This window comes from Falsiroseomonas ponticola (genome assembly GCF_016805305.1).
Taxonomy (GTDB): Bacteria; Pseudomonadota; Alphaproteobacteria; order Acetobacterales; family Acetobacteraceae; genus Falsiroseomonas; species Falsiroseomonas ponticola.
In genome coordinates this window covers 45,886-69,930 of record NZ_JAERQN010000006.1, presented here as the reverse complement: position 1 = coordinate 69,930, position 24,045 = coordinate 45,886, and the positions used below count along the sequence as shown (strand labels likewise).

27 protein-coding genes are annotated in these 24,045 nt (G+C 71.0%); 18 read left to right on the top strand and 9 right to left on the bottom strand.

Annotated elements, in window-relative coordinates:
- The first annotated feature begins 13 nt into the window (after positions 1–13).
- The 4 genes from JJI54_RS18100 to JJI54_RS18085 all read left to right on the top strand — a co-directional run bounded on the left by JJI54_RS18100 (position 14) and on the right by JJI54_RS18085 (position 3,573).
- On the top strand, positions 14–1,162 hold the full coding sequence (locus JJI54_RS18100) for an MFS transporter (RefSeq protein WP_203074442.1): 1,149 nt from the start codon (positions 14–16) through the stop codon (positions 1,160–1,162).
- A gap of 84 nt (positions 1,163–1,246) precedes the next feature.
- A complete protein-coding gene (locus JJI54_RS18095) occupies positions 1,247–2,056 on the top strand; it encodes a transporter substrate-binding domain-containing protein (protein WP_203074441.1) in 810 nt (269 codons plus the stop codon).
- A gap of 138 nt (positions 2,057–2,194) precedes the next feature.
- Positions 2,195–2,863, top strand: coding sequence for an amino acid ABC transporter permease (locus JJI54_RS18090; RefSeq protein ID WP_203074439.1), 669 nt, complete (start codon positions 2,195–2,197; stop codon positions 2,861–2,863).
- Positions 2,863–3,573 carry an amino acid ABC transporter permease gene (locus JJI54_RS18085; protein WP_203074438.1) on the top strand — a complete coding sequence of 237 codons (711 nt, stop codon included), beginning with the start codon at positions 2,863–2,865 and terminating at the stop codon, positions 3,571–3,573. Before JJI54_RS18090 ends, JJI54_RS18085 begins: the two co-directional genes overlap by 1 nt.
- Here the strand turns inward: JJI54_RS18085 and JJI54_RS18080 are convergent.
- The 4 genes from JJI54_RS18080 to JJI54_RS18065 are packed head-to-tail and all read right to left on the bottom strand — an operon-like array spanning position 3,536 to position 7,276.
- Positions 3,536–4,468 (bottom strand): dihydrodipicolinate synthase family protein, encoded by a 933-nt coding sequence (locus tag JJI54_RS18080; RefSeq protein WP_203074437.1) that lies wholly within the window; start codon positions 4,466–4,468, stop codon positions 3,536–3,538. The two genes, JJI54_RS18085 and JJI54_RS18080, sit on opposite strands and share 38 nt — an antisense overlap.
- The gene (locus JJI54_RS18075) at positions 4,465–5,574 is read right to left on the bottom strand and encodes an NAD(P)/FAD-dependent oxidoreductase (RefSeq protein ID WP_203074436.1); all 1,110 of its coding nucleotides are present in this window, start codon (positions 5,572–5,574) and stop codon (positions 4,465–4,467) included. The genes JJI54_RS18080 and JJI54_RS18075 overlap by 4 nt, the downstream gene beginning before the upstream one ends.
- Positions 5,571–7,001 carry an FAD/NAD(P)-dependent oxidoreductase gene (locus JJI54_RS18070; protein ID WP_203074435.1) on the bottom strand — a complete coding sequence of 477 codons (1,431 nt, stop codon included), beginning with the start codon at positions 6,999–7,001 and terminating at the stop codon, positions 5,571–5,573. The genes JJI54_RS18075 and JJI54_RS18070 overlap by 4 nt, the downstream gene beginning before the upstream one ends.
- Positions 6,998–7,276, bottom strand: coding sequence for a (2Fe-2S)-binding protein (locus JJI54_RS18065; protein WP_318987528.1), 279 nt, complete (start codon positions 7,274–7,276; stop codon positions 6,998–7,000). Before JJI54_RS18065 ends, JJI54_RS18070 begins: the two co-directional genes overlap by 4 nt.
- A 113-nt stretch (positions 7,277–7,389) precedes the next feature.
- Here JJI54_RS18065 and JJI54_RS18060 point away from each other — a divergent pair, with 113 nt between their 5' ends.
- The 5 genes from JJI54_RS18060 to JJI54_RS18040 are packed head-to-tail and all read left to right on the top strand — an operon-like array spanning position 7,390 to position 11,266.
- The gene (locus tag JJI54_RS18060; protein WP_203074433.1) at positions 7,390–8,130 is read left to right on the top strand and encodes an amino acid ABC transporter ATP-binding protein; all 741 of its coding nucleotides are present in this window, start codon (positions 7,390–7,392) and stop codon (positions 8,128–8,130) included.
- Between the two features lie 23 nt (positions 8,131–8,153).
- Positions 8,154–8,978: a transporter substrate-binding domain-containing protein gene (locus tag JJI54_RS18055; RefSeq protein WP_203074432.1), complete on the top strand. Its 825-nt coding sequence runs from the start codon at positions 8,154–8,156 to the stop codon at positions 8,976–8,978.
- Between the two features lies 1 nt (position 8,979).
- Complete coding sequence (locus tag JJI54_RS18050; RefSeq protein ID WP_203074431.1) at positions 8,980–9,654, top strand: amino acid ABC transporter permease; 675 nt, start codon at positions 8,980–8,982, stop codon at positions 9,652–9,654.
- A gap of 2 nt (positions 9,655–9,656) precedes the next feature.
- Positions 9,657–10,358, top strand: a complete 702-nt coding sequence (locus JJI54_RS18045; RefSeq protein ID WP_203074430.1) for an amino acid ABC transporter permease — start codon at positions 9,657–9,659, stop codon at positions 10,356–10,358.
- Positions 10,358–11,266 carry a DUF6282 family protein gene (locus JJI54_RS18040; protein WP_203074429.1) on the top strand — a complete coding sequence of 303 codons (909 nt, stop codon included), beginning with the start codon at positions 10,358–10,360 and terminating at the stop codon, positions 11,264–11,266. The genes JJI54_RS18045 and JJI54_RS18040 overlap by 1 nt, the downstream gene beginning before the upstream one ends.
- On the opposite strand, the gene JJI54_RS18035 is transcribed toward JJI54_RS18040, so the two are convergent.
- Entirely contained in the window at positions 11,263–12,108 is an 846-nt protein-coding gene (locus tag JJI54_RS18035) for a universal stress protein (RefSeq protein ID WP_203074425.1), read from the bottom strand. The genes JJI54_RS18040 and JJI54_RS18035 overlap by 4 nt on opposite strands.
- A 126-nt stretch (positions 12,109–12,234) precedes the next feature.
- On the opposite strand from JJI54_RS18035, the gene JJI54_RS18030 reads away from it, so the two are divergent.
- The 9 genes from JJI54_RS18030 (at position 12,235) to JJI54_RS17990 (ending at position 19,636) form a co-directional block, all read left to right on the top strand.
- A complete protein-coding gene (locus tag JJI54_RS18030) occupies positions 12,235–12,417 on the top strand; it encodes a DUF4089 domain-containing protein (RefSeq protein WP_203074423.1) in 183 nt (60 codons plus the stop codon).
- Complete coding sequence (locus JJI54_RS18025; RefSeq protein WP_203074421.1) at positions 12,414–13,802, top strand: AtzE family amidohydrolase; 1,389 nt, start codon at positions 12,414–12,416, stop codon at positions 13,800–13,802. Before JJI54_RS18030 ends, JJI54_RS18025 begins: the two co-directional genes overlap by 4 nt.
- Positions 13,802–14,179, top strand: a complete 378-nt coding sequence (gene hpxZ / locus JJI54_RS18020; protein WP_203074419.1) for an oxalurate catabolism protein HpxZ — start codon at positions 13,802–13,804, stop codon at positions 14,177–14,179. The genes JJI54_RS18025 and hpxZ overlap by 1 nt, the downstream gene beginning before the upstream one ends.
- 180 nt (positions 14,180–14,359) lie before the next feature.
- Complete coding sequence (locus JJI54_RS18015) at positions 14,360–15,910, top strand: sensor histidine kinase (RefSeq protein ID WP_203074417.1); 1,551 nt, start codon at positions 14,360–14,362, stop codon at positions 15,908–15,910.
- 8 nt (positions 15,911–15,918) lie between these two features.
- A complete protein-coding gene (locus JJI54_RS18010; RefSeq protein ID WP_203074416.1) occupies positions 15,919–16,287 on the top strand; it encodes a response regulator in 369 nt (122 codons plus the stop codon).
- Positions 16,288–16,340: 53 nt separating this feature from the next.
- Complete coding sequence (locus tag JJI54_RS18005; RefSeq protein ID WP_203074414.1) at positions 16,341–17,123, top strand: SDR family NAD(P)-dependent oxidoreductase; 783 nt, start codon at positions 16,341–16,343, stop codon at positions 17,121–17,123.
- A 14-nt stretch (positions 17,124–17,137) separates the two neighbouring features.
- The gene (locus JJI54_RS18000; RefSeq protein WP_203074412.1) at positions 17,138–18,343 is read left to right on the top strand and encodes an acyl-CoA dehydrogenase family protein; all 1,206 of its coding nucleotides are present in this window, start codon (positions 17,138–17,140) and stop codon (positions 18,341–18,343) included.
- Entirely contained in the window at positions 18,336–19,322 is a 987-nt protein-coding gene (locus tag JJI54_RS17995) for a phosphotransferase family protein (protein WP_203074410.1), read from the top strand. The genes JJI54_RS18000 and JJI54_RS17995 overlap by 8 nt, the downstream gene beginning before the upstream one ends.
- Positions 19,322–19,636: a hypothetical protein gene (locus JJI54_RS17990; protein ID WP_203074408.1), complete on the top strand. Its 315-nt coding sequence runs from the start codon at positions 19,322–19,324 to the stop codon at positions 19,634–19,636. The genes JJI54_RS17995 and JJI54_RS17990 overlap by 1 nt, the downstream gene beginning before the upstream one ends.
- On the opposite strand, the gene JJI54_RS17985 is transcribed toward JJI54_RS17990, so the two are convergent.
- From JJI54_RS17985 to fahA, 4 genes are read right to left on the bottom strand one after another with little or no spacing between them, the layout of a single operon-like run.
- A complete protein-coding gene (locus JJI54_RS17985) occupies positions 19,626–20,753 on the bottom strand; it encodes a CaiB/BaiF CoA transferase family protein (RefSeq protein ID WP_203074407.1) in 1,128 nt (375 codons plus the stop codon). The genes JJI54_RS17990 and JJI54_RS17985 overlap by 11 nt on opposite strands.
- Positions 20,750–21,712 carry a Bug family tripartite tricarboxylate transporter substrate binding protein gene (locus JJI54_RS17980; RefSeq protein ID WP_203074406.1) on the bottom strand — a complete coding sequence of 321 codons (963 nt, stop codon included), beginning with the start codon at positions 21,710–21,712 and terminating at the stop codon, positions 20,750–20,752. The genes JJI54_RS17985 and JJI54_RS17980 overlap by 4 nt, the downstream gene beginning before the upstream one ends.
- Positions 21,712–22,683: a hydroxymethylglutaryl-CoA lyase gene (locus tag JJI54_RS17975; protein WP_203074405.1), complete on the bottom strand. Its 972-nt coding sequence runs from the start codon at positions 22,681–22,683 to the stop codon at positions 21,712–21,714. The genes JJI54_RS17980 and JJI54_RS17975 overlap by 1 nt, the downstream gene beginning before the upstream one ends.
- 53 nt (positions 22,684–22,736) lie before the next feature.
- On the bottom strand, positions 22,737–24,041 hold the full coding sequence (gene fahA, locus JJI54_RS17970) for a fumarylacetoacetase (protein ID WP_203074404.1): 1,305 nt from the start codon (positions 24,039–24,041) through the stop codon (positions 22,737–22,739).
- Between the last annotated feature and the right edge of the window lie 4 nt (positions 24,042–24,045).

Here is a 24,045-nt window from a genome sequence, read left to right as displayed (position 1 = left end):
CTCCCGGCCAGCGATGACCACGCGCTGGCCCCCCATCCTGGCGATCCTGGCCGGCGGCATCCTGGGCGCCGCGCAGATCGGCAAGGTGCCGGCGGCGATGACGACCATCGGCGCCGAATTCGGGCTCGGCCTGGCGGGCGCGGCGCTGCTGGTTTCGCTGTTCGCGTTGATGGCGGCGGTCGGCGGGCTCGCGATCGGGCTGGCGGCGGCGCGGATCGGGCCGAACCGGGCGCTGCTGTCGGGCCTGGCGCTGGGCGCGGTGGCCGCGGCAGGGGCCGCGCTGGCGCCGGGGCCGGCCGCGCTGCTGGCGGCGCGGGTGGCGGAGGGGGCCGGCTTCCTGCTGCTGACCGTCGCGGCGCCGGGGCTGATCGCGGGGCTGGCGACGCCGAAGGACCGGCCGACGGCCATGGCGATCTGGGGCGCCTATATGCCGCTCGGCGTCGCGATCGGGCTGGCGAGCGCGCCGGTGGTGGCGGGCTTCGGCTGGCGCGCGGCCTGGGGCGGGCTGGCGGTGCTGCTCGCGCTGGCGGGGATTGCCTGCTGGCGCATGGTGCCGCCGGCGCCCGTGGCGCCCACCGGGGCCTTCCGGCCCATGGGGCAGCAGGTGCGGGCGCTGGTCGCGGCCAGGCGGCCGCTGCAGGTCGCGGCGGCCTTCGCGACCTACAACATCATGTATCTCGGCATCGCGGCCTTCCTGCCGGCGCGGCTGGAAAGCCTCGGCGCCGGCACGGGCGTGGCGGGGGTGGCGGCGGCCATCGCGGCGCTGGCCAATGCGGGGGGCAACCTGGCCTCCGGCGCGCTGATGGCCCGCGGCGTGGCGGCGGAGCGGCTGGTGGTGGCGGGGGCGATGGCGATGTCGGTCACCGCGGCGTCCGTCTACCTGGTGCCCTCCGCCCTGGCGGCGACGGCGCTGGCGGTGCTGGCCTGCGGCGTCGGCGGGCTGGTGCCGGCTTCCTGCTTCGCCATCCTGCCGCGCGCCGTGCCGGCGCCCGCGCTGGTGGCGCCGGCGGTCGGGCTGGTGATGCAGGGGAACAACCTGGCGCAGCTGCTGGCGCCGCCGGCGATCGGCGCGCTGGCCGGCATCGCCTGGCCGCTGGCCGCGCTGCCCCTGCTGGCGGCAGGGCTGCTCGCGGCGCTGGCAGGGCGCGCGCTGGGGCGCTGAGTATACGCCGCGCGGGCCTTTTCGCCGCTGCGGGCGCGGCATAGCCTTCGTGGCCGCGCCGATCATCCGCGAAGGGATCCCAGCATGAACCGCCGCCATATCTTCGGTCTTGCCGCCGGCGCTGCCGCGCTGCCCGTGCTGGGCGCCCAGGCACGGCCGCTCGACCAGATCCTGTCCACGCGGCGGCTGCGCGCCGGCATCAACCCGACGCTGCCGCCGATGGGCCTGTTCAACGAGCGCAACCAGATCGACGGCTTCGACGCCGATATCGCGCGGGAGATCGCGCGGCGGATGAATGTGGAGCTGGAGATCGTGCAGGTCGGCAGCCCCGACCGCATCCCCTTCCTGCAGTCGGACCGCATCGACATCGTGCTGGGCTCCATCACCCGCACGGTGGAGCGCGCGCTGGTCATCGACTACACCGTGCCGCTGCACACGCAATCCATGGTGGTGCTGACCAAGCAGAGCGGCACGGCGGTGCCGATCAACACGCCGGCCGACCTCAACAACCGCGCGGTGCGGCTGGTGCAGGTGCGGGGCACGGTGGGCGTGCCCTGGATCCAGGCCAATGCGGCGCAGGCGCAGGTCACGCTGCTGGACAACTATCCCGACTGCTTCCGCGCCCTGGCGCAGGGGCGGGCGGATGCGATGGTGGATGTGGCGGAATCCATCGTCATCCCGATGCGGAACTTCCCGGTGCAGTGGAAGATCCTGGACCAGGTGCTGGCCAGCTTCTGGGTCGGCATCGGCGTGCAGAAGGGCAACACCGCGCTGAAGGACGTGCTGAACGTCATCCTGTTCGAACTGCATCGGACGGGCTTCGTGAACCAGACCTGGGAGAAGTATTTCGGCGTCCCGATGACGACGCCCATTCCGTTCAATCCCATGTTCTGATTCTCCCCACGACAACGCTGCGCGTTGCCGCGGGGGCCCCGTGATGGTTGCTTCTTCTCGACGGATGGTCTGCCCTGCCGAGGCAAAGCCTCGGCAGGCTTGCGGGGGGCGGCGAGTGGCTGAGGCACGGCGTTCCGCATGACGTTGCAATACGGCCAGATCCTCCAGTACCTGCCGGACTTCCTGCTGGGCGCGCTGACGGCGCTGTGGATCGCGGCCGTGGCCTTCGCGGGCGGGCTGCTGATCGGGCTCGTCGGTGCCGCGGTGCTGAGCTTCGGCCCGCGTGCGGCGCGCATCCCCGTCATCGCCTATGTCCGCTTCTTCACCTACACGCCGCAGCTCGTGCAGATCTTCTTCCTGTTCTTCGCGCTGCCCGAGGCTGGCATCACGCTGTCCCCCGTCGCCGCCGTGCTGATCGGCATGACGCTGAATGCCGGCGCCTATCTCACGGAAATCGAGCGTGCGGGGTTCGAAAGCGTGCCGCGCGCGGAGCTCGATGCCGCGGAGACGCTGGGCTTCACCCGCGCGCAGACGGTCTGGTACGTCATCGCGCCGCATGTCGTCCGCGCCCTCTATCCCGCGCTGTCCAGCCACTACATCATCATGACGCTCGGCACCTCCATGGCCGCGATCTTCGGGGTGGAGGAGCTGACCGGCCGCGCGCTGAACGCGAATGCGATCAGCTTCCGGTCGGTCGAGATCTTCTCCGTCGTCGCCGTGATCTATGTCGTGCTGACCATCATCGCCTCCGCCCTGCTGTGGCTGGTCGGGCGCTGGCTGTTCCGCGTGAAGGCGAAGGCCTTCTGATGTCGGCCTGGGACATCATCCTGATGGAGGCCCCCAGGTTCTTCACCTGGTGGAACCTGAGATTCCTGGCGGAGGCGCTGGGCAATACGCTGCTGGCCTCCGTCGCGGGCTGCGCGATCGGCTATGCGATCGGCTTCGTCATGGCGGTGCTGCGGCTGCCGCAGGTGGTGCCGGTGGCGCCGCTGCGCGCGCTTGCGATCCTCTGGGTGGAGCTGTTCCGCCGCATCCCCTTCCTGGTTCTGTTGCTGCTGGTCTTCTTCCTCAGCCAGTTCGCGAAGCTGGAGGCGCCGCTCTGGGTCATCGCCGTCACCGCCGTCGCGCTGCGCATGTCGGCGCTGGCCGCCGAGAACATCCGTGCGGGGTTCGAGACGGTGAAGCGCACGCAATGGGAGGCGGCGCTGACGATGAATATCGGCGCGCTGACCACGCTGTGGCGCGTGGTCCTGCCGCAGTCCTGGCGCGTGATCCTGCCGCCCTCCATCGTCCACATCCTGTCGATGGTGAAGGAGACGTCGCTGGTCAGCCAGATCGGCTTCATCGAGGTCACCTTCGCCGCGAAGATGCTGACGCAGCGCGGCTTCTCCGCGCTGCTGACCTATGGCACGGCGCTGGTGCTGTATTTCTGCGTGAGCTTCGTGCTGGCCAATCTCGGCCGCTATGCGGAGCGGCGCCTCACAGCCCGGAAGCCTTCATCGCTGCCCGCAGCATAGCGGCTTCCTCGCCCTCCACCGGCGGCTGGGGCGGGCGGATGGCGGGGCAGGGGATGATGCCCATCTCGACCAGGCAGAATTTCAGGCGGGCGGTGGCGCGGCCACCGGGCGGCGCGCCGTAGATCGCCTCCGCCAGCGGTTCAAGCTGTTCATGCAGGGCGCGGGCGCGGGGCAGGTCGTTGGCGCGGACAGCGGCGTCGAGCGCCACGATCTCATCCGGCATCAGGTCGGCCAGCGAGACGAGCGATCCGTCGGAGCCATGGACGTAGCAGGCGAAGAGGTGTTCGTCGCCGGAGGCGCAGACCGCGACATCGGGGCGCTTCGCCCGCACCTGGCGGCGCAGCGCGTCATAGCCATCGACTTCCCAGCCGCCTTCCTTGATGCCGATGACTTCGGGGATGTCGAGCAGCGCATCGAGCGTGGACGGCGTGAACCCCATGCGGCCGGCGGCGTGATGGGCCTGGAAGAGCCAGATCGGCATGCCGGGCACGGCATCGCGGATGGTCAGGTGGTGCAGGACCGACTGCGCGGTGGAATGGGCGAGCGCGAAGCTGTTGGGCAGGAAGACCATGATGGCGTCGGCGCCGGCCTCCCGGGCGTCGCGCGCCTCGGCCGCCGCTTCCAGGCTGCTCTCGGCATTCACGCCGGCGACGACGATGCGGGAGGCGCCGACGGTCGCGACCGTGACCTCCACCGCGCGCTTCTTCTCCGCGCGCGTCATCACGAAGTTCTCGCCGGCATGGCCGTTCATCAGCACGCCGGCGATGCCGTCGCGCAGCGTGCAATGCGCGGTGTGCGCGGCGTAGGCGTCCCAGTCCGGCGAAAAATCAGGCCGCATCGGCAGGACGGTGGAGGGATAGATGCCGTGAAATCGGGAAGAACCTTCGGGGATCATGCGGCCTGGTCCTTCGCCAGCAGGCGGTCGATGGGAAACAGCGGGAGTTCGGGTGCCTGCCCGCAGATGGCCTGGGCCAGGAGTTTGCCCATATAGGGGCCGCTGGTGTAGCCGGAATGGACGCTGCCGATGATCCAGGCATCCGCCACGCCGGGGATGGGGCCGATGGCGGGCAGGGCGTCCGCCGTCTCGGCCTCCAGCCCCAGCCAGGACCGCACGACGCGCGCATCGCGGAGCGCAGGGATGGTGTGGGCGGCGAGGCGGACGTTGCCGAGGAAGCTGTCCGGCTTCACGGCGAGGCCGCCGCGCTGCCGGTCCCCGATGCCCTGCCAGCCGCCGCCGATCAGCACCGTGCCGTTGGCGTATTGCTTCAGGCTCAGAAGTCCGGAGGCGACGCCGAGCACGGTGCGCATCACCGGCGGCAGGCGTTCCGTGACGACGAGCTGGTTGATCAGCACCTTGATCGGCAGGGTGATGCCGAGCCAGGCGGCCATGTCCTGCAGCCAGACGCCGCCGGCCAGCACGAGTCGCGTGGCGCGGATCTCGCCCGCTTCCGTGTCGAGGGAGAAGCCGGGCTGCACGCCGCGCACGGCGCAGCGCTCCCGCAGATCGACGCCGGCATTGCGCAGCGCGGGGCGGAAGGCGCGACCCGTGAGGTAGGCGCTGGTGAATCCGTCGATCGGGCAATGGCCGGCGAGCAGCGCCTTGTCGGAGAGGCCCGGCTCGATCTCCCGCGCACGCGCGGTGGAGACGATCTCGATCGGCGCGCCGGCCTGGCGGCGGAAATGCGCGCGCTCCTCCAGCATCGCCACCTCATGCTCCGTGAAGGCGACGGAGAGGCCGGGGCAATCCACGGCCTGCACATGGCCGCCATCGCACCACTCGCCCATGCGCATCCACATCGCATGCGCGCGCAGCGCGTAGGGGATGAGGGCGGCGCGCGTCATCTGCATGGTCAGCGTGCCGGCATTGACGCCGGAGGCTTCGCGGCAGATCTCGCCGCGGTCCAGCAGCACCACCTTCATGCCGGCGCGGGCCAGGTGCAGCGCGGTGCTGCAGCCCATCACGCCGGCGCCGATCACGGCGGCATCATAGGGCGCGGTCATATGGGCGCGGGCCTCGGCACGGGGATGTCGGCATAGTTGAAATCGCCGAGCAGCGCGTCCATCGCGACGGGGCGCAGCGGCACGCGGCCGGTGGCGAAGCCGGCCTTCTCCCGCCCGCCGACGCGGGCGGCGACGAGTTCGGCCGCGGCTTCCCCGCACATGCGCCCCTGGCAGGGGCCCATGCCGCAGCGCGTGAACTGCTTCACCTGGTTCATCGCGGTGGCGCCATCGGTGATGGCGGCCTCGATCTGCGCGCGGGTGACGCCCTCGCAACGGCAGATGATGGTGTCGGGCGGGATGGCGGCGACGAGGGCCGGGCGCAGCGCCATCATGCGCGCCATGGCGCCGCCGGCGCGCGCGGCACGGGCGAAATCGGCGGCGGGGGCGCCGCGGGCGGTGGCATGCGCGGCGGCATCGATCAGGCCGAGGTCGCGCAGCGCGGCGAGTGCGGCAAGGCGGCCGGAGGCTGGCGCGGCCGCGGCACCGCGCACCCCCGATCCATCGCCGCAGGCGTAGAGATGCGCGATGGAGGTGCGGCGATCCTCATCCAGCACCGGCACCCAGCCGCCGGCCGCGGCATCGTAGCGATGCGCGGCGCGGAAGGCGCGCGTGGCTTCCGTGGCCGGCACCAGGCCATGGCCGATGGTGAGCGCGTCGCAGTCGATGACGCGGTCCTCGCCGCCGCCGAGCGGCGCGGCGCGGACGCGGCGCAGCACGTCATCGCCCTCCGCGGCGACGATGCGATGCGCGGTCAGGATCGGCACGCCATTCAGCGTGAGGCTCGCGCGCCAGGCGGCGCCGCGCGCCAGCAGATCGGGCCGTGCCATCAGCGCGGGGAGGGCGGCCATCCATTCGCTGGTGGCGGCGAGGTCCACGACGGCGGCGACCGTCGCGCCCGCCTTCGCCACCTTGGCAGCGACGGCGTAGAGCAGCGGGCCCGCGTCGGCGACCACCACGCGTCGTCCCGGCAGCACGCCATTCGCCTTCAGCAGGATCGTCGCCGCCGCCAGGCCGAGCACGCCGGGCAGCGTCCAGCCGGGGAAGGGGATGATGCGCTCATGCGTGCCGGTGGCGAGCACCAGCGCGCGCGCCTCCGTCACGCTGTTGCTGCCATCCGGCGCCAGCGCGTCGATGCGGAAGGGCGCGGCATCCTCGCCGAGCGGCACCAGCGGCCCGCCGCCGACGCCCCAGACGCGGTGGCCCGTCTTCACGACGGCGCCGCTGGCGGCGAGGGCGGCGCGTAGCGCATCGCCTTCCTGCCTGTCGGGATCGGCGGGCATGGCATAGCCAGCGGGTGGCGCGCGATAGACCTGGCCGCCGGGGGCGGGGCTTTCGTCGAAGACGACGACGGAGGCGCCGCGCTGCGCGGCCTCCGTCGCCGCGGCCATGCCGGCGGGCCCTGCGCCAATGACAGCGACATCGATCATGCCGGCGTCACCACCATGCCCGCGCGCACCGCCACCAGGCAGGCCTGCGCGAGGCGGCCATCCACGCGCAGCAGGCATTGCTGGCACACGCCCATCATGCAGAGCGCGGCGCGCGGGCGCGCGGGATCGAGGCCCTCGCCGAGGCGCCGTATACCGCATGCGATCAAGGCGGCGGCGAGGCTTTCGCCTTCCGGTGCGCGCAGCGTCGCGCCATCGAAGGTGAAGGCGACGGGTGCGGGGCGCGTCATGCCCGCGATGCGAAGATCATCTGCCACGCTTGTGAGCATATCGCGGCGTGCGATCACGTCCATGCCCTCTATCTCGCTTGACGCCGGTGCGATCCGCCAAGGACACTCCCCCGCAACGGAACCGGGTTGGGAGTGCGGGCTTGGCCTTCCTCGCGCTTGATGGGCTGACCGCCAGCTACGGCGGCAAGACGGATGTGCTGAGCGACGTCTCGCTGCGCTTCGCGAAGGGCGAGGTGGTGGGGCTGATCGGGCCCTCGGGGTCGGGCAAATCCTCGCTGCTGCGCGCGCTGGTCGGGCTGCTGAAGCCGCGCGCGGGGAAGGTGACGATCGGGGATGAGGTGGTGGATTACGGCAGCCGCGCCAGCCTGCGCGCGGCGCGCGACCGCTTCGCCATCGTCTTCCAGCAATACAACCTGTTCCAGAACATGACCGCGCTGCGCAACGTCGCCATCGCGCCGACCCTGGTGAAGAAGCGCCCCTCCGCGCAGGTGGAGGAGGAGGCGCGCGCGCTGCTGACCAAGGTCGGGCTCGGCGCGAAGTTCAACGCCTATCCGGATGAGCTGTCGGGCGGGCAGCAGCAGCGCGTGGCGATCGCGCGCGCGCTGGCGCTGCACCCCGACATCCTGCTGCTGGACGAGGTGACCAGCGCGCTCGACCCCGAGCTGGTGAACGAGGTGCTGGACACGATCCGGGCGCTTCACGCCGATGGCATGACGATGCTGATCGTCAGCCACGAGATGGCCTTCATCCGGGAGGTCGCGACCACCGTCGTCTTCATGGACCAGGGACGCGTGGTGGAAGTCGGTCCGCCGGCGCAGATCTTCGATGCGCCCCAGAGCCCACGCCTGAAGGAGTTCACTGCCAAGATCCTGCGGCACTGACGCCGCCAACCGGGAGAGCCTGCATGACCGACCGTCGTCGCCTCTTCGTCGGGGGTGCCGCCGCGGCTGCCGCCGGCGCCGCGCTTGTCACGCCCACCGCCGCCTCGGCCAGGCCGCTCGAGGATGTGTTGCGATCCCAGGAACTGCGCGTCGGCGTGAACCCGACGCTGCCGCCGCGGGCGCTGTTCAACGAGCGCAACGTGATCGATGGGTTCGAGCCGGAGCTGGCGGCCGCCATCGCACAGAAGCTCGGCGTGCGGCTCGCGCTGCAGGCGGTGGGATCGCCGGACCGAATCCCGATGGTGGCCTCCGGCCGCATCGACTTCGTGATGGGCGCGATGTCCCGCACCAGCGAGCGCGCGAAGATCATCGACTACACCGTGCCCGTGCATTCCGAGAATTACGGCATCCTGGCCGTCGCGGGGCGCGGGCATACGAGCCTGGAGGCGATCAACAGGCCGGAGGTCACGCTGGCGCAGGTGCGCGGCACCACCGCCATTCCCTACATCGCCCGCGTCATCCCGCGCGCGCAGGTGCTGCTGCTGGACAACTACCCCGACCGCAACCGCGCCATCGCCCAGGGCCGCGCCCAGGCCAGCTTCGATGGCGTGGACAGCGTGCGCTTCTCGCTGCGGCCCTTCAGCCAGGTGCAGTGGGACGTGACGGCGGTGCCGGAATTCGGCGTGACCTATTCGGGCCTCGGCGTCGCCAAGAACAACCATTCGCTCCGCAACTGGCTGAACATCGCGCTCTACGAGTTGCATAATGACGGCACGATCGAGCGGCTGTGGGAGAAGTGGTTCGACGGGCCGATGCTGACCAAGGTGCCGCACAGCCCGTTCTTCTGAGATGAGCTATTCGCTCATCTATTCGCAGGTCACCGGCCACATCCCCTACCTGCTGGCCGGGGCCTGGTTGACGCTGCAGCTCGCGGCGATCTCCTTCGTCGTGGGCTGGGTGATCGGGTTGTTCAACGCGACCATCCTCTCCTACGGCCCGCGCGGCGCGCGGTGGTTCGTGCAGGGCTACGTCACCTTCTTCATCAACACGCCGCTGCTGGTGCAGGTCTTCTTCATCTTCTTCGTGCTGCCGGAAGCGGGCATCCTGCTCTCCCCCTACGCGGCCGTCGCCATCGGCATGTCGCTGAATGCAGGCGCCTATCTCACGGAAATCCAGCGCGCCGGCTTCGCCAGCCTGCGCCGGGCGGAGATCGATGCGGCGACGGCGATGGGATTCTCGCTGCCGCAGATGGTCTGGTACGTGATCGTGCCGCATATCGCCAAGGCGCTGTACCCGCCGCTGGCGAACCAGTTCATCATCCAGGTGATGACGACCTCCATCGCCGCCATCTTCGCGGTGGAGGAGCTGACCGGCCGGGCCTACAACGTCAACAGCCTGACCTTCCGGTCGCTCGAGGTCTTCTCCATCACCGCCGTCATCTACATCGCGCTGACGCTGGTCTGCAGCGTGGCGCTGGCGCTGATCGGCCGCTGGCTGTTCCGCGTGCAGGCGAAGGTGATCTGACGATGTGGGCGCAGATCACGGAGGAAGCCCCCCGCTTCTTCGGCTACTGGAACCTGATGTTCCTGGGCGAGGCGCTGGTCAATACGCTGCTGCTCTCCTGGCTCGGCGCCACCATCGGATTCGCCTTCGGCTTCCTCTTCGCGATCTGCCGGCATCCCCGGCTGTTCGGCGTGCTGCCGCTGCGGATCCTGGCGACCACCTATGTGGAGCTGTTCCGGCGCATCCCCTTCCTGGTGAAGCTCATGTGCGTCTTCTTCGCCTTCCAGCTCAGCGGCACGCAGGTCAGCCTCTTCACCATGGCGCTCGTCACCGTCGTGCTCTCGGCCGCGGCCTTCGCGGCGGAGATCGCGCGGGCGGGGCTGGAATCCATCCCCGCGCCGCAATGGGATGCGGCGGAGGCGATGAATTTCGGGCGCTGGCGCGTGCTCTGGACGATCGTGCTGCCGCAATCCTGGCGCGTCGTGCTGCCGCCGCTCTTCGGCTATACGGTCGGCTTCATCAAATCGACCTCCATCGCCAGCCAGATCGGCGTGATGGAGCTGACCTATGCCGCGAAGATCCTGAACACGCGGGGCTTCTCCGCGCTGCTCTGCTTCGGCACCATCCTGCTGCTGTACTTCCTGATCTGCTGGCCCACCAAGCATGTCGGCGAACGGCTTGAACGCCGCCTCGCCACCCGCCCTGTTCGACAAGGAATGCCCTGATGCCCTACGTCCCGCCCGGCTCCCACCTGCTGAAGGGCGCCATCGATTGCCATGTGCATTGCGCGCCGCACCTGAACGGCCGCAGCGTCAATGTGTTCGAGGCCGTGCGCCAGGCCGCGGCCGCGGGCATGAAGGCCATCGGCATCATGTGCAACTTCCAGAACACGTCGGGCTTCGCGGCGCTGGCGAATGATGAACTCGGCCATCTCGGCTGCCAGGCCTTCGGCGGCGTCATCATGCAGCCGACGGCGGGCGGCGTGACGCTGGAAGTGGCCAAGGCCGCGATCGGCTATGGCTATGGCCCCGGCACGGGCGCGCGCTTCGTCTCGCTGCCCACGCACCACACCCGCTACATCGCGGAGCGCGAGGGCCGCAGCCCCGCCTTCCTGGAGACCACCTTCCAGGTGCCGGAGAACAACGTCGTCCCCGATGTCGTCTGCGCCATCATGGATCTCTGCGCGGAGAAGGATGTCGTCTTCGATTGCGGCCATGTCTCCGGCCGCGAAGCCGTGGCGCTGGCGGAGGAGGCGAAGAAGCGCGGCGTCACGCGCATCCGCACCCATGGCTCGCGCTACACCACGGACCAGATCAAGGCGATCGTGGCGCTGGGCGGCTATGTGGAGCTCAGCTTCTTCATCCTGACCCATGCGACGCAGGTCGGGCTGACGCATGTGGATGAGGAGAAGCACAAGATCTCCTCCGCCAGCACCATCCAGGATTTCGCGCCGCGCATCCGCGCCGCGGGGGATCGCTGCATCCTCTCCTCCGATGCCGGCGTCTTCCTGCTGCCGCCGCCGGTCGAGGCCTTCCGCGAGTATCTGCTCCTGGTCCAGAGCGAGGGGTTCAGCGATGCCGAACTTCGCCGCATGACCTCGACCAATCCCGCGGCGCTGTTCGGGATCGATTAATGCGATAGCAGCACGGGCAGCGTCATGCGGGCCAGGATGCCGCGCGTGACGCCGCCCAGCACCATCTCCCGCAGCCGGGAATGGCCATAGGCGCCCATCACCAGCAGCCCGGCGCCGAGGTCCGCGGCGCTGTTCAGCAGCACGTCGGATTCGCGGACCTCCTTCGCGGTCGTGTGCTGCGCGGTGGCGGCGACGCCGTGGCGCGCCAGGTGCAGCGCGATATCGGCGGCGGGCACCTCCCCATGGCCGCCGATGCCCTGGCGGGGATTCACGGCCAGCACGCGCACCTGGCCGGCGGCCTGCATCAGGGGCAGCGCGTCATGCACCGCGCGCGCGGCCTCCCGGCTCGCATTCCAGCCCACCAGCACGGTCTCCGGCGCCGGGGTGAAATGCCCGGCATAGGGCAGCATCAGCACGGGGCGGCCGGCGGTGAACAGGACGGCTTCCAGGATCATCTCGTTCATCGCGGCCTGGGCGCTGCCGGGCTCCGGCTGGCCGAGCACGGCCAGGTCCGCGTAGCGGGCATGCAGTGCCACCGCTTCGGGCGGCATGCCCATGGATTCGCGCCATTCGCCCTGCAGCCCGTCGCGGCGGACCCGGTCCTCGAAGGCCAGGCGCATGCGCGCCGCATCGGCTTCCGCCGCCGCGCGCAACTCCGCCAGCAGCAGGCCGAGCGAGGCGCCGCCCATGTCGGAGGTCAGGCCCGCCGGCAGCCCGCCTTCCACCGCATGCAGGCCGATGAGATGCGCGCCGTGCCGCGCCGCCAGCCCGGCCGCGAAATCGAGGCGCGCCACGGCGTGCTCCGATCCATCGAGATGCACCAGCAGGTCCTTCAAGGCCACGTCGCGGCTCCTTCCCCATCCGGGGTGGAGGTTGCGCCGGGCCGCGTCCTGGGGCCTTGATCGGCATCAAGCGGCGCGCGATGCCCGCCGCGCCCGCACGGCACGGGGCTTGCCTGGAAGGTGACCATGACCGACGCAGAGATCGAGGCGCATGCCCGCGCCACCGCCGCCCTCATCGGCCTGCCCATCGCGCCGCACCAGATGCCGGGCGTGATCGCCGGGCTCCGCGTTGCCGCCGCCGCGGCCGCGCTGATCGACAAGGTGCCGCTGACCGAGGTGGATGAGGCCGCGCCGGTGTTCCGGCCATGAGCGCCGCGACCATCGCCGCCGCCATCCGCGCCGGCACGACCACCGCCGCCGCGGTGCTGGAGGCCACGCTGGCCGATATCGCCGCGCGGGACGGCGCGCTGAACTGCTTCACCGCCGTCACCGCCGGGCGCGCGCGGGCGGAGGCCGCGGCGGTGGATGCCGCCATCGCGGCGGGCCGCGATCCCGGGCCGCTGGCGGGCGTGCCCCTGGCCGTGAAGAACCTGTTCGACCTGGAGGGGCTGCCGACCCTGGCGGGGTCGAAGATCCGGCGCGACGCGCCGCCGGCCACGGAGGATGCCTTCGCCGTGCAGCTGCTGCGCGCCGCCGGGGCGGTGGTGGTGGGCGCCACCAACATGGATGAATTCGCCTTCGGCTTCTCCACGGAGAACAGCCATGCCGGGCCGACGCGCAACCCGCATGACCGCACGCGCATCGCGGGCGGGTCCTCGGGCGGCTCGGCGGCGGCGGTGGCGGCGGGGCTCACGCCCATCGGCATCGGCAGCGACACCAACGGGTCCATCCGCGTGCCGGCGGGGCTTTGCGGCATCTGGGGGCTGAAGCCGACCTATGGGCGGCTGTCGCGCCGTGGCGCGCATCTCTTCGCCGGCAGCTTCGACCATGTCGGCCCCTTCGCGCGCGGGCTGGATGATCTGGCGCTGGTCTATGACGCGATGCAGGGGGAGGACCCGGCCGACCCGGCGCAGACGCCGCGGGCGTTCGAGCCGGTGAGCGGCCTCCGTGGCCAGGAGGGCATCCGCATCGGCATCGCGGCCGGGTATTTCGAGCGCGGCGGGCACCCCGAGGCGCTGGCGCCCGTCGCGCTGGCGGCGGAGGCGCTGCGCGCCACCACCCGCATCGCGCCGGCGCTGGTGGCGGAAGGCCGCGCGGCGGCGCTGCTGGTCACGCTGGCGGAGGGCGCCAACCTGCATGCGCCGAGCCTGCGGATTCGCGCCGATGACTTCGATCCGCTGACCCGCGACCGCTTCCTGGCCGGCGCGCTGCTGCCGGCGCAGTGGATCACCCAGGCGCAGCGCGTGCGCGCCGCCTGGGCGCGGGCGGCCGCGCGCATCTTCGAGGATTGCGACGTGCTGGTGGCGCCCCTGCTGCCCTATGTCGCCCCGCCGATCGGCACCGCGATGATCGAGGTGGATGGCGCGACGGTGCCGGCGCGCCCGCATCTCGGCGTCTATACCCAGCCCTTCTCCGCCATCGGCCTGCCGGCCATGGCGGTGCCGCTGGCCGACCCCGCCCTGGCCGGCGCCGCGCTGCCGGTTGGCCTGCAACTGGTCGCGGCGCCGTGGCGGGAGGATCTTCTGTTCCGCGTCGCCGCTTCCCTGCTCGATGCCGGCCTGGCCGGCTGCCCCACACCGAAGGATTGCGCCTGATGGAGATCGACATTCCGGAGATCGTCGCCGAGGTGACGGCGGCCTTCCAGCGCTACGAGGTCGCGCTGGTGACGAACGACGTGGCCGTGCTGGACGAGCTGTTCTGGAACGACCCGCGCACCATCCGCTACGGCGCGACCGAGATCCTGCACGGCTATGAGGAGATCATGGCGTTTCGTGCCTCCCGGCCTTCGGTCGGGCTGGAGAGGGAACTGGTGCGCACCGTCATCACGACGCATGGGCGCGACTTCGCCACGGCGAACACGACCTTTTCACGCAATGGTCGCATCGGGCGGCAGAGCCAGACCTGGGTGCGCATGCCGGAGGGCTGGCGGGTGGTCTCCGCCCATGTGTCGCTGATGCCGGCGGGAAGCTGATCGACGGCGCCGGCGGGCATCCCGCCGGCGCCGCAATGCCGGGGCGGCGGCGCCGTTCCGTTCAATCGCGCGTGATGCTGCGCCGCAACCCGGCCTTGGCGGGGGGCGTGCCCAGCCCGGTGCTGGTATGGAAAGGGGTGGTAGGCGACCACAGCAACCCCCTCACGAGATTCCGGCCCCTTGAGCAGCTTCACGCCGAACCTCGCGCCGCCCGGCGTCTGCACGCTGACGGACCCGGACCTCGCCTGGCTGCACCTGCTGTCCGATATCGGGACGGGGCTGGCCTATTTCTCGATCCCGGCGGCGCTGGTGGTCTTCGCGATCCGCCGGCAGGACCTGGCCTATCCCTGGGTCTTCGGGCTGTTCGCGCTGTTCATCATCGCCTGCGGCGCCACGCATTTCGCCCATGCCTGGGCCATGTTCCACCCGAACCCGCTGGCGGAGGGGCTGATCAAGGCCTTCTGCGCCGCCGTCTCCATCGCCACCGCCATCACGCTGTGGCCCCTGCTGCCGCGGCTTCTGGCGCTGCCGAGCCCGGCCGCCCTGGCGCGGGAGGTGGAGGAGCGCCGCGCCGCCGAACGCCGGGCGCTGGACAGCGAGGCGCGGACCGCCGCCTTCATCGACAACCTGGCGGAGGCGCTGTTCGTGCTGCGGGTGGAAGGGCGAGGCGAGCGTTTCGTCACGGAAACCGTCAACCCGGCCTATGAGCGCCTGTTCGGCCTGCCGGCCGCGCAGGTGCTGGGGCGGGATGCGCAATCCGGCTTCCTGCCCGGCATCACGGAACGCGTGCTGCCGAACTGGCAGCGCGCCGTCGCGACCGGCACGGTGCAGCGCTACGAGGTGGAGGCGGAGACGCCGCTCGGCCATCGCGTGTGGCAGACCGTGCTGGTGCCGATGCGCAACGCGGCGGGCGAGGTGGAGCGCCTGCTCGGCAGCGCGCGGGACATCACGGAAACGCGGCGCCTGCAGGCCGGGCTGGTGGAATCGGCGCGGCTGGCCACCATCGGCACCATGTGCGCCGGGCTGGCGCATGAGACGAGCCAGCCGCTGAACGCCGCGCTGCTGTGGCTGCGCCATGCCCGCAACGCCGCGACGGGGCTGATGACGGAACAAGGCGCGCGGCTGATCGCCGCGATCGGCGTGGTGGAAGGGCAGTTGCGCCGGGCCGGTGATCTGGTGGGGCGCATCCGCGGCCTGGCCTCGGCCGAGGCCGGCGCGGCGGAAACCTTCGACGCCACCGGCGTCGTCGGCGCCGCGGTGCGCACGGCGGATGGGCAATACGCGCCGGATGGCATCGCCCTGTCCTTCACCGCCCCGGCAGGGCCCCTGGCCGTGACGGGTTCGCCCGCCCGGCTGGAACAGGCGGTGCTGCATCTGCTCTCCAACGCGCGGGACGCCGTGCTGGAAGCCCGCTCCGGCGGCGCCACCGGCCCCGCGCGCATCGCCGTCGCCCTGCGGCAGGCCGGCCGCCAGGCGGTGATCGAGGTGCGGGACAGCGGGCCGGGCGTGCCGGAGGCGCTGCGCCAATCCATTTTCGACCCGTTCTTCACGACCAAGGAGCCGGGCCATGGCAGCGGGCTCGGCCTGTCCCTGGCCGCGGCGGTGGCCCGCGCCATGGGCGGCGGCATCGCTGCATCGAACCTGCCCGAAGGGGGCGCCTGCTTCACCATGACCCTTGCGCTGTCCGAACCCACCGCCGATGGGCTGGCGCCCCTGGCGGTTGCCTGCTGATGGCCTCCATGGCGCACCGGATACTCGTGGCGGAGGATGAGGGGCTCGCGGCCATGGCGATCGAGGATGAACTCCTCGCCCAGGGCTATGAGGTGGTGCTGGCGCCGGACGGCCAGGCGGCGGTGGAACTCGCGGCCCGCCAGCCGCCGGACCTGCTGCTGACGGACCTGCGCATGCCGCGGCTGGATGGCGCCGGGCTGATCCGCGCGCTGCGGGCCGCGCGGCCCGACCTGCCCGTGGTGGTGATGACGGGCTACGCGCCATCGGGCGGGCAGGATGCCTTCCGGCGGGATGGGGAGGCGCCGGTGAGCCTCTTCTCCAAGCCGCTCGACATGGACGCGGTCCTGGCGGAGCTGCGGCGGCTGCTGCCCGGTTGACCGCGCCCGCCCGCGGGTGCGAATCCAGCGGGGGAAGCGCGGGGAGGCAGGGCATGGCGGATAGCGGGGCGGGATCGCCCTTCGCGGCATTCTCTCTGGCGGGGCGCGTCGCGCTCGTCACCGGGGCCTCCGGCGTGCTGGGCCGGCATTTCGTTCGTGTGCTGCATGGGGCGGGGGCCTGCGTCGCCATGGGGGCACGCAAGCCCGCCAGCCTGCGCGGCCTGGCGGAGGAACTGGGCGAGGGCGCGCGGGCCGTCGCGCTGGATGTGACGGAGGATGCCTCCATCGCCGACGCGCTGGCGGTGACGGAGCGCGCCTTCGGGCCCGTGGATATCCTGGTGAACAATGCCGGCATCGCGGCCACGCGGCCCTTCCTGGACCACACGGCGGAGGATTGGGACCAGGTGATGGCGGTGGACCTCCGCGGCGCCTTCGCGGTGGGGCAGGCGGTGGCGAAGCGGATGGTGGCGGCCGGCAAGGGCGGCAGCATCGTCAATATCGCCTCCATCCTGGCGGAGCGCGTGATCCCGGGTGTCGCCGGCTATTCCGCCGCCAAGGCCGCGCTGGTGCATCTGACGCGGCAGATGGCGGTGGAGCTGGCGCGCCACCGCATCCGCGTGAACGCGCTGGCGCCCGGCTACATCGCCACCGAGATCAACCGCGACTTCTTCGCGAGCGAGGCCGGCCAGGCGATGGTGAAGCGCATCCCGCAACGGCGGCTCGGCAGCGTCGATGACCTGACAGGGCCGCTGCTGCTGCTGGCCAGCGAGGCCGGCGCCCATATGACGGGCAGCGTCGTCACCATCGATGGCGGCCATTCCGTCAACAGCCTCTGACCGGAGCACCCCGCATGGATTTTCGTCTGCCGCCCGATGTCGTCGAGGTGCAGAGCCGCGTCCGCGCCTTCGTGGATGAGAGGCTGATCCCGCTTGAGGCCGACCGCGCCAATTACGACGAGCATGAGAACATCCATCCCGAGGTGCTGAAGCGCATGCGGGCGGAGGCCAAGGCGCAGGGCCTCTGGGCGCTGCAGATGCCGAAGCATCGCGGCGGCGGCGGGCTCACCAAGGTCGGCATGGCGGCGTGCTATGAGGAGATGAACCGATCCATCTTCGGCCCCGTCGTCTTCAACAGCGCGGCGCCGGATGACGGCAACATGCAGGTGCTGGAGAAGGTGGCGACGGAGGCGCAGAAGACGCGCTGGCTGCAACCCATCGTCGATGGTGCCGTGCAATCCGCCTTCGCGATGACGGAGCCCGATGGCTGCGGCAGCGATCCCGGCCTGACCTACACGAAGGCGGAGCGCGTCGGCAACGACCGCTGGCGCATCACGGGGCGCAAGCACTACATCACCGGTGCCGGCGAGGCGAAGCACTTCCTTCTGATTGCCCGCACGGCGGACGATGAGCGTCGTGGGCTGACGTGTTTCCTGTTCCACGCGGACCAGCCGGGGTGGGAGATCGTGCGCCGCATCCCGATCATGGGGCCCGAGGAACATGGCGGGCATTGCGAACTTCGCTTCGATGGCCTGGAGATTCCGGACGAGAACCTGCTGATGGGCGTGGGCGACGGGCTGAAGGTGACGCAGATCCGGTTGGGCCCGGCGCGCCTGACGCACTGCATGCGCTGGCTCGGCATGGGCCGCCGCGCGCTGGAGATCGCGATGGCGCGGATCGGCGAGCGGCAGAGTTTCGGGCAGAAGCTGATCGACCGGGAAAGCGTGCAGGGCCTGGTCGGCCAGGCGGCGATGGAGCTGGAGATCGGGCGCCTGCTGACCATGAAGGCGGCCTGGGTGCTGGACCAGGGCGGCTTCGCGCGGAAGGAGGTCTCCATGGCGAAGATCGTCGTGGCGGATGCGCTGCACAAGGCGGTGGATACGTCGCTGCAGTTGCTGGGTGCGCGCGGCTATTCGAAGGACACGGTGGTGGAGTGGATGTACCGCTACGCCCGCCAGGCGCGGCTGGTGGATGGCGCGAGCGAGGTGCACCGCATGGTGCTGGCGAATTTCCTGCGCCGCGAAGGCCGCGACTTCTTCGAGTGGGGCGCGCATGGATGAGGCGCGGCTGCGCGACTGGCTGGCGCGCGAGACGGCTGACGAGACGCTTTGCATCACCGCGCTGACGCGGCTGTCGGGCGGCGCGATCCAGCAGAACTGGGCGCTGGATGTGGAGACTCGCGAAGGCGCGAAGCGCTGGGTGCTGCGCACGGATGCGCCGGCGGTGCTGGCCGTGTCGCTGCCGCGCGCGGCGGAGTTTGCACTGCTGTGCGCGGCGCGGGATGCGGGGGTGACGGTGGCGGCGCCGATCTTCCTCTGCGAGGATACCGGCGTCATCGGCCGGCCCTTCTTCGTGATGAGGCGCGTCGAGGGCATCGCCGCGGCGCATCGCGTGGTGAGGCAGGCGGGCGCGCAGGGCGATGCGGTCGTCGCGGCGCTGGGCCGCGAATTGGCGCGCATCCATCGCATCCGGCCGCCGCGCGCGGACCTCGGTTTCCTCGGTGATCCGCCGGCGGATGCGGCGCGGGCGATGATCGCGGCGATGCGGGCGCGGCTGGATGAGGCCGGCACGCCTCGGCCGGTGCTGGAATGGGGGCTGCGCGCGCTGGAGCGGCACCTGCCGGAACCGATGCCGCCGGTGCTCTGCCATCACGATTTTCGCACGGGCAACGTGATGATCGACGGCGCGCGCGTTTCTGCCGTGCTGGACTGGGAATTCGCGGCCTGGGGCGATGGCCACGCCGATCTCGGCTGGTTCTGCGCGAAGTGCTGGCGCTTCGGCGCGCATGCCCGCGAAGCCGGCGGTATCGGGGCGCGGGAGGCCTTCTATGCGGGTTATGAGAGGGAATCCGGCACGCGCATCGACCGCGCGCGCATGCCGTGGTGGGAGTTGATGGCGACGATCCGCTGGGCCGTCATCGCGGCCGACCAGGCGGCGCGGCACCTCTCCGGCCAGGAACGCAGCCTGGAACTGGCGCTGACGGGGCATATCGTGCCTGAACTGGAACTGGACGTGCTGGCGATGACGGAGGCGCTGTGATGCTGGAGAAGCCGGACGGTGCCGACCTTCTCGCCACCGCGCGCGATGTCGTGCTGAACGAGTTGCTGTCGGCCCTGCCGCCGGAAAAGGCGATGGCGGCGCGGATGGTGGCGGCCGCGATCGGCCTGGCGCTGCGGGAGCGCGACGCGGTGGTGCCGGCGATGCCGGGGCTGGCGGCGCTGGCGGCGGAGATCCGCGCGGGCGCGCATGATCCGGGCACGCCCGGCCACGACGCCACGGCCGCGCTGCTGCGGGATTATGCGCGGGCGCGGGCGGCGGTGAGCGCGCCGAAGGCGCTGGGCGCTACGGGCTGAACCGCGCGCCCTTGTGGCCGTCGAGCCTCGGTGCGCCCGCCTTCGGCTGAGGGCGTTCGCCGTCGAAGGACACCGGCAGGGCGGTGACGGAGAAATCCTCGCCGGGTGGCGTGACCAGCATGCCGATGGCCTTGGCCTGCGGTTCCTCCAGCATCTCCGGAATGGTGTTGATCGGCGCGCAGGGCACGCCGGCGGCGACGAGCCGTTCCAGCCATTCCGCGCGCGGCCGCTGGCGCATGGCATCGCGCACCAGCGCCAGGCAGTCGGCCTTGTTCGCCAGGCGCAGGCGGTTGGTGGCGAAGCGCGGGTCCTCGGGCCATTCGGGATGGCCGAGCTCCGCGGCGAACTTGCGGAAGAGGCGGTCATTGCCGCAGCAGACCAGCAGGGGGCCATCGGCGGCGTCGAAGGATTCGTAGGGCACGAAGCCGGGATGGCCGCTGGCATGGCGTTCCGGCAGCTTGCCCTGGTTGAGATAGGCGCCGACCTTCTGCCCGGCCCAGAGGAAGGCCGTCTCGAACAGCGAGGTGTTCACCACGCAGCCGCGCCCGGTTCGCGCCCGCTGCTGCAAGGCGGAGAGCGCGCCGATCACCGTCCACATCCCCGTGCCCTGGTCCACGACGGAGGCGCCCATGCGCACGGGCGGGCCATCGGGCTCCCCGGTGATGCTGTTGAGGCCGGCGAAGGCCTGCAGCAGCGGCTCATAGCCCGGCCGGTCCTTCAGCGGTCCCTTGTGACCGAAGGCGCCCATGTTGCAGTAGATCAGCCGCGGATGCCGCGCGGTGGTGGCGTAGGGGTCGAGGCCCAGCGCCTCCGGCACTCCGGGGCGCATGTTGTGGACGAGGATGTCGGCCTCGGCGAGCAGCGCATGCAGCGCCGCCATCCCCGCTTCCGACTTCAAATCCAGCGCGATGCTCCGCTTGCCGCGGTTGAACTCATGAAAATTGAAGGCATCGCCGTGGCGGAAGGCGACGCCCATCTGCCGCGCATCATCGCCGCCCTCCGGCTTCTCCACTTTGATCACATCGGCGCCGAGATCGGCGAAGATCGCGCCGGCGAAGGGGCCGGAGAGAACCTGGCCGATCTCGATGACCTTGATGCCGTGAAGGGGCGCGCTCACTCCGGCTGGATCCCCGCCTGGCGCGCGACGCGCGTCCATTTCTCGATTTCCGCGAGGGTGAAGTCGCGGAGGTGGTCGGGGCTTCCGGTCAGCGGTTCCGTCGCATCGCCGCGCAGCCTTTCCTGCACGGGTGGCGAGGCCAGGATCTCCCGGAACTTCGCGTTCAGCTGGTCCACGATCTCCCGCGGCGTGCCGGCGGTCGCGTAAACCGCTGTCCAGGTGCCGAGTTCGTAGCCCGGCAGGTTCCCCGCCTCCGCCACCGTCGGCAGGTCCGGCATGGCGGAGATGCGGCTGCCTGCGGTGACGGCCAGCGCGCGGACGCGACCTTCCCGCACCTGCGGGATGGCGGTGGTGGTGTCGCAGAACATCAGCGGCAGGGTGCCGGAGATGACGTCGGTGATGGCCTGCGGGTTGGCGCGGTAGGAGACGTTCTCCATCTCGATCCCCGTCATCGCCTTGAACATCTCCCCCGCCATGCGGCTCGATTGGCTGCCGCTGCCGAAGCTCAGCTTGCCGGGGTTCGCGCGGCCATGGGCGATGAGGTCCGCGATGCTGCGGATGCCGAGGTTGTTATTGACCACGACGAGCATGGTGGAGACGCCGAGCAGCGCCACCGGCTCGAAATCCTTGATCGGATCATAGGGCAGGCGGCGGAACAGCGCGGGGTTGGAGCCATGCGTGGTGTTGGAGGTGAAGAGCAGCGTGTAGCCATCGCCACGCGCGCGCGCGACGGCCTCGGCGGCGATGAAGCCATTGGCGCCGCCGCGATTATCCACCACGACGGGCTGGCCCCAATCCTGCGCCATGCGCTCCGCGAAGATGCGCGCGCGCAGGTCGGTGGCGGCGCCGGCGGCGAAGGGGACGATGAAGCGGATGGGGCGCGACGGGTAGCGTTCCTGGGCGACGGCGGGCGCGGCGGCCAGCAGCGGCAGCGCCAGCAGGGAGCGGCGCGCGATCATCACGCGGCCTCCCGCTTCGGGGCGCGGTATTTCGCCAGCGACCCCGCATGCATGACGCGGCCATTCAGGCGGCGGCCGATGATGCGCTCCGCGAGCCGCGCGCATTCCACCAGCGCCTCCAGGTCGATGCCGGTCTCGATGCCGAGTTCGTGGCAGAGGAAGACCAGGTCCTCCGTGCAGACATTGCCGGCCGCACCGGCATCGCCATGCGCCGCGAAGGGGCAGCCGCCCAGCCCCGCCACGCTGCTGTCGAAGAAATCGACGCCCATGTCGAGCGCCGCCATGACGTTGGCGGTGCCGATGCCGCGCGTGTCGTGCAGATGGAGCCCGATGCGCACATCCGGCAGCGCATCCCGCACCATGCCCACCAGGCGGCGCGTCTGGTCCGGGTTGCCCCAGCCCATCGTGTCCGCCAGGAATACGGCGGGCAGCTTGTGGCCGCGCTCCGCGCAGATGGAATGCGCGAATTTCGCCATGGCGACGACGCGGTCGGGCGGGATCTCCCCTTCGTAGTTGCAGCCGAAAGCGGCCATGATGATGGCGAAGTCGGGCTTGATGCCGGCCTCGTCATACAGCTCCAGCCAGCGCCGCTGCCGCTCCGCCATCTCCTGCGCCGTGCAGCCATTGTTCCGCTGCGCGAAGGCGTTCGACGCGTAGAGCGAGATCTTGCCGGAAAGATCGACCCCAGGCGTTGCCTGGGCGCGCCGGAAACCCTGTTCGTTCAGCCAGAGGCCGGCATAGTGGACGCCTTGCTTCTTGCGGATGGCGGCGAAGAAGGCCTCGCTATCCGCCATCTGCGGCACGGCCTTGGGGCTGACGAAGCTCGCGACCTGGATGTGGTGCAGGCCGGTCTCGGCCAGCGCCTCCACCAGTTGCACGCGCTGTTCCAGGGGGAAGATCGTCTTCTCGATCTGGAAGCCCTCGCGCGGCCCTTCCTCCCGGAACTCCACGCGCTTCGGCCGGTCGCCCATGGCCATTTCCTCCGTGATACTGGCCGGTATCGTCGCGCCGTTCGGCGCGGGGTTCAAGGCGCGGGCAGGATGGTGCCGGTGCAGGGGCCGAAGCCGATGCTGGCGTATCCCGCGCGGCTGGCGCGGGCCAGCAGCGTCACGGTGTCGCCATCCTCCAGGAAGCGGCGCGTCTCGCCCGATGCCAGCGTCAGCGGCTCCCGCCCGCCCTTGGTGATCTCGAGCAGCGAGCCATAGCCCGAGACCTCCGTGGTGGAGATGGTGCCGGTGCCGCAGAGGTCGCCGGGGTTGAGGTTGCAGCCGCCGCTGGCGTGGTGCGCGACCAGCTGCGCGGGGGTCCAGTAGAGGGCGCGGGCATCGGACAGGCCGAGGCGATGCGGGGCCAGCCCCTTCGCCGCCAGGCCCGGCGTCATCAGCAGCACCTCCAGCTCCAGCGCCATGGCGCCGCCTGCCTGGTCGGCCTCGTCCCAGAGATACGGGAGCGGCGCGGGATCGCCCTCCGGCCGCTTGGCCTGCGGCACGCGGAAGGGCGCCATGGCCTCCGGCGTGATGATCCAGGGGCTGATGGTGGAGCAGAAGCTCTTGGCGAGGAACGGCCCGAGTGGCTGGTATTCCCAGCCCTGGATGTCGCGCGCCGACCAGTCGTTCAGCAGGCAGAAGCCGGCGATGTGCTCGCTGGCCTGGCCGATCGGGATCGGCTCCCCCAGCCTGTTGCCGGGGCCGATCCAGATGCCGAGTTCGAGTTCGTAGTCGAGGTTGCGGGAGGGGCCGACGCTCGGCACCGTCTCGCTCGCCGGCTTCCGCTGGCCGTTCGGCCGCCGCACCGGGTGGCCGGAGGGCACGATGGAGGAGGCGCGGCCGTGATAGCCGATGGGGACGTATTTGTAGTTCGGCAGCAGCGGATTGTCGGGCCGGAACATGGCGCCGGCATTCATGGCGTGCTGGATGCCCGCGAAGAAATCGGTGTAGTCGCCGATCCGCGCGGGCAGGTGCAGCGTGCAGTCGGCGGCGGCGTGCAGCATCGGCGTCACCTGGGCCTCGAACCGCGATCCCGCTTCCAGCAGCGTGGAGAGCTGCGCCCGCAGCGCGCGGCGTGGCGCGGTGCCGAGGGCCAGCATCGCATTCAGCGCACCGCCCGTCGCGGCGCGGGCCGCCGCGGCCGCTCCCTCGCAGAACAGCCCCGCTGCCGCCGCCGCTTCCAGGTCCAGGATCATGTCGCCGATCGCGACGCCGGCGCGCGGCGTGCCGCCGAGGGGCGAGAAGACGCCGAAGGGCAGGTTCTGGATCGGGAAATCCGCGTGGCCATTGGCGCTGTCCACGAAGGACCGCCGTGCCGGATCATGCGTGTCGTCGAGTGCCATGGTC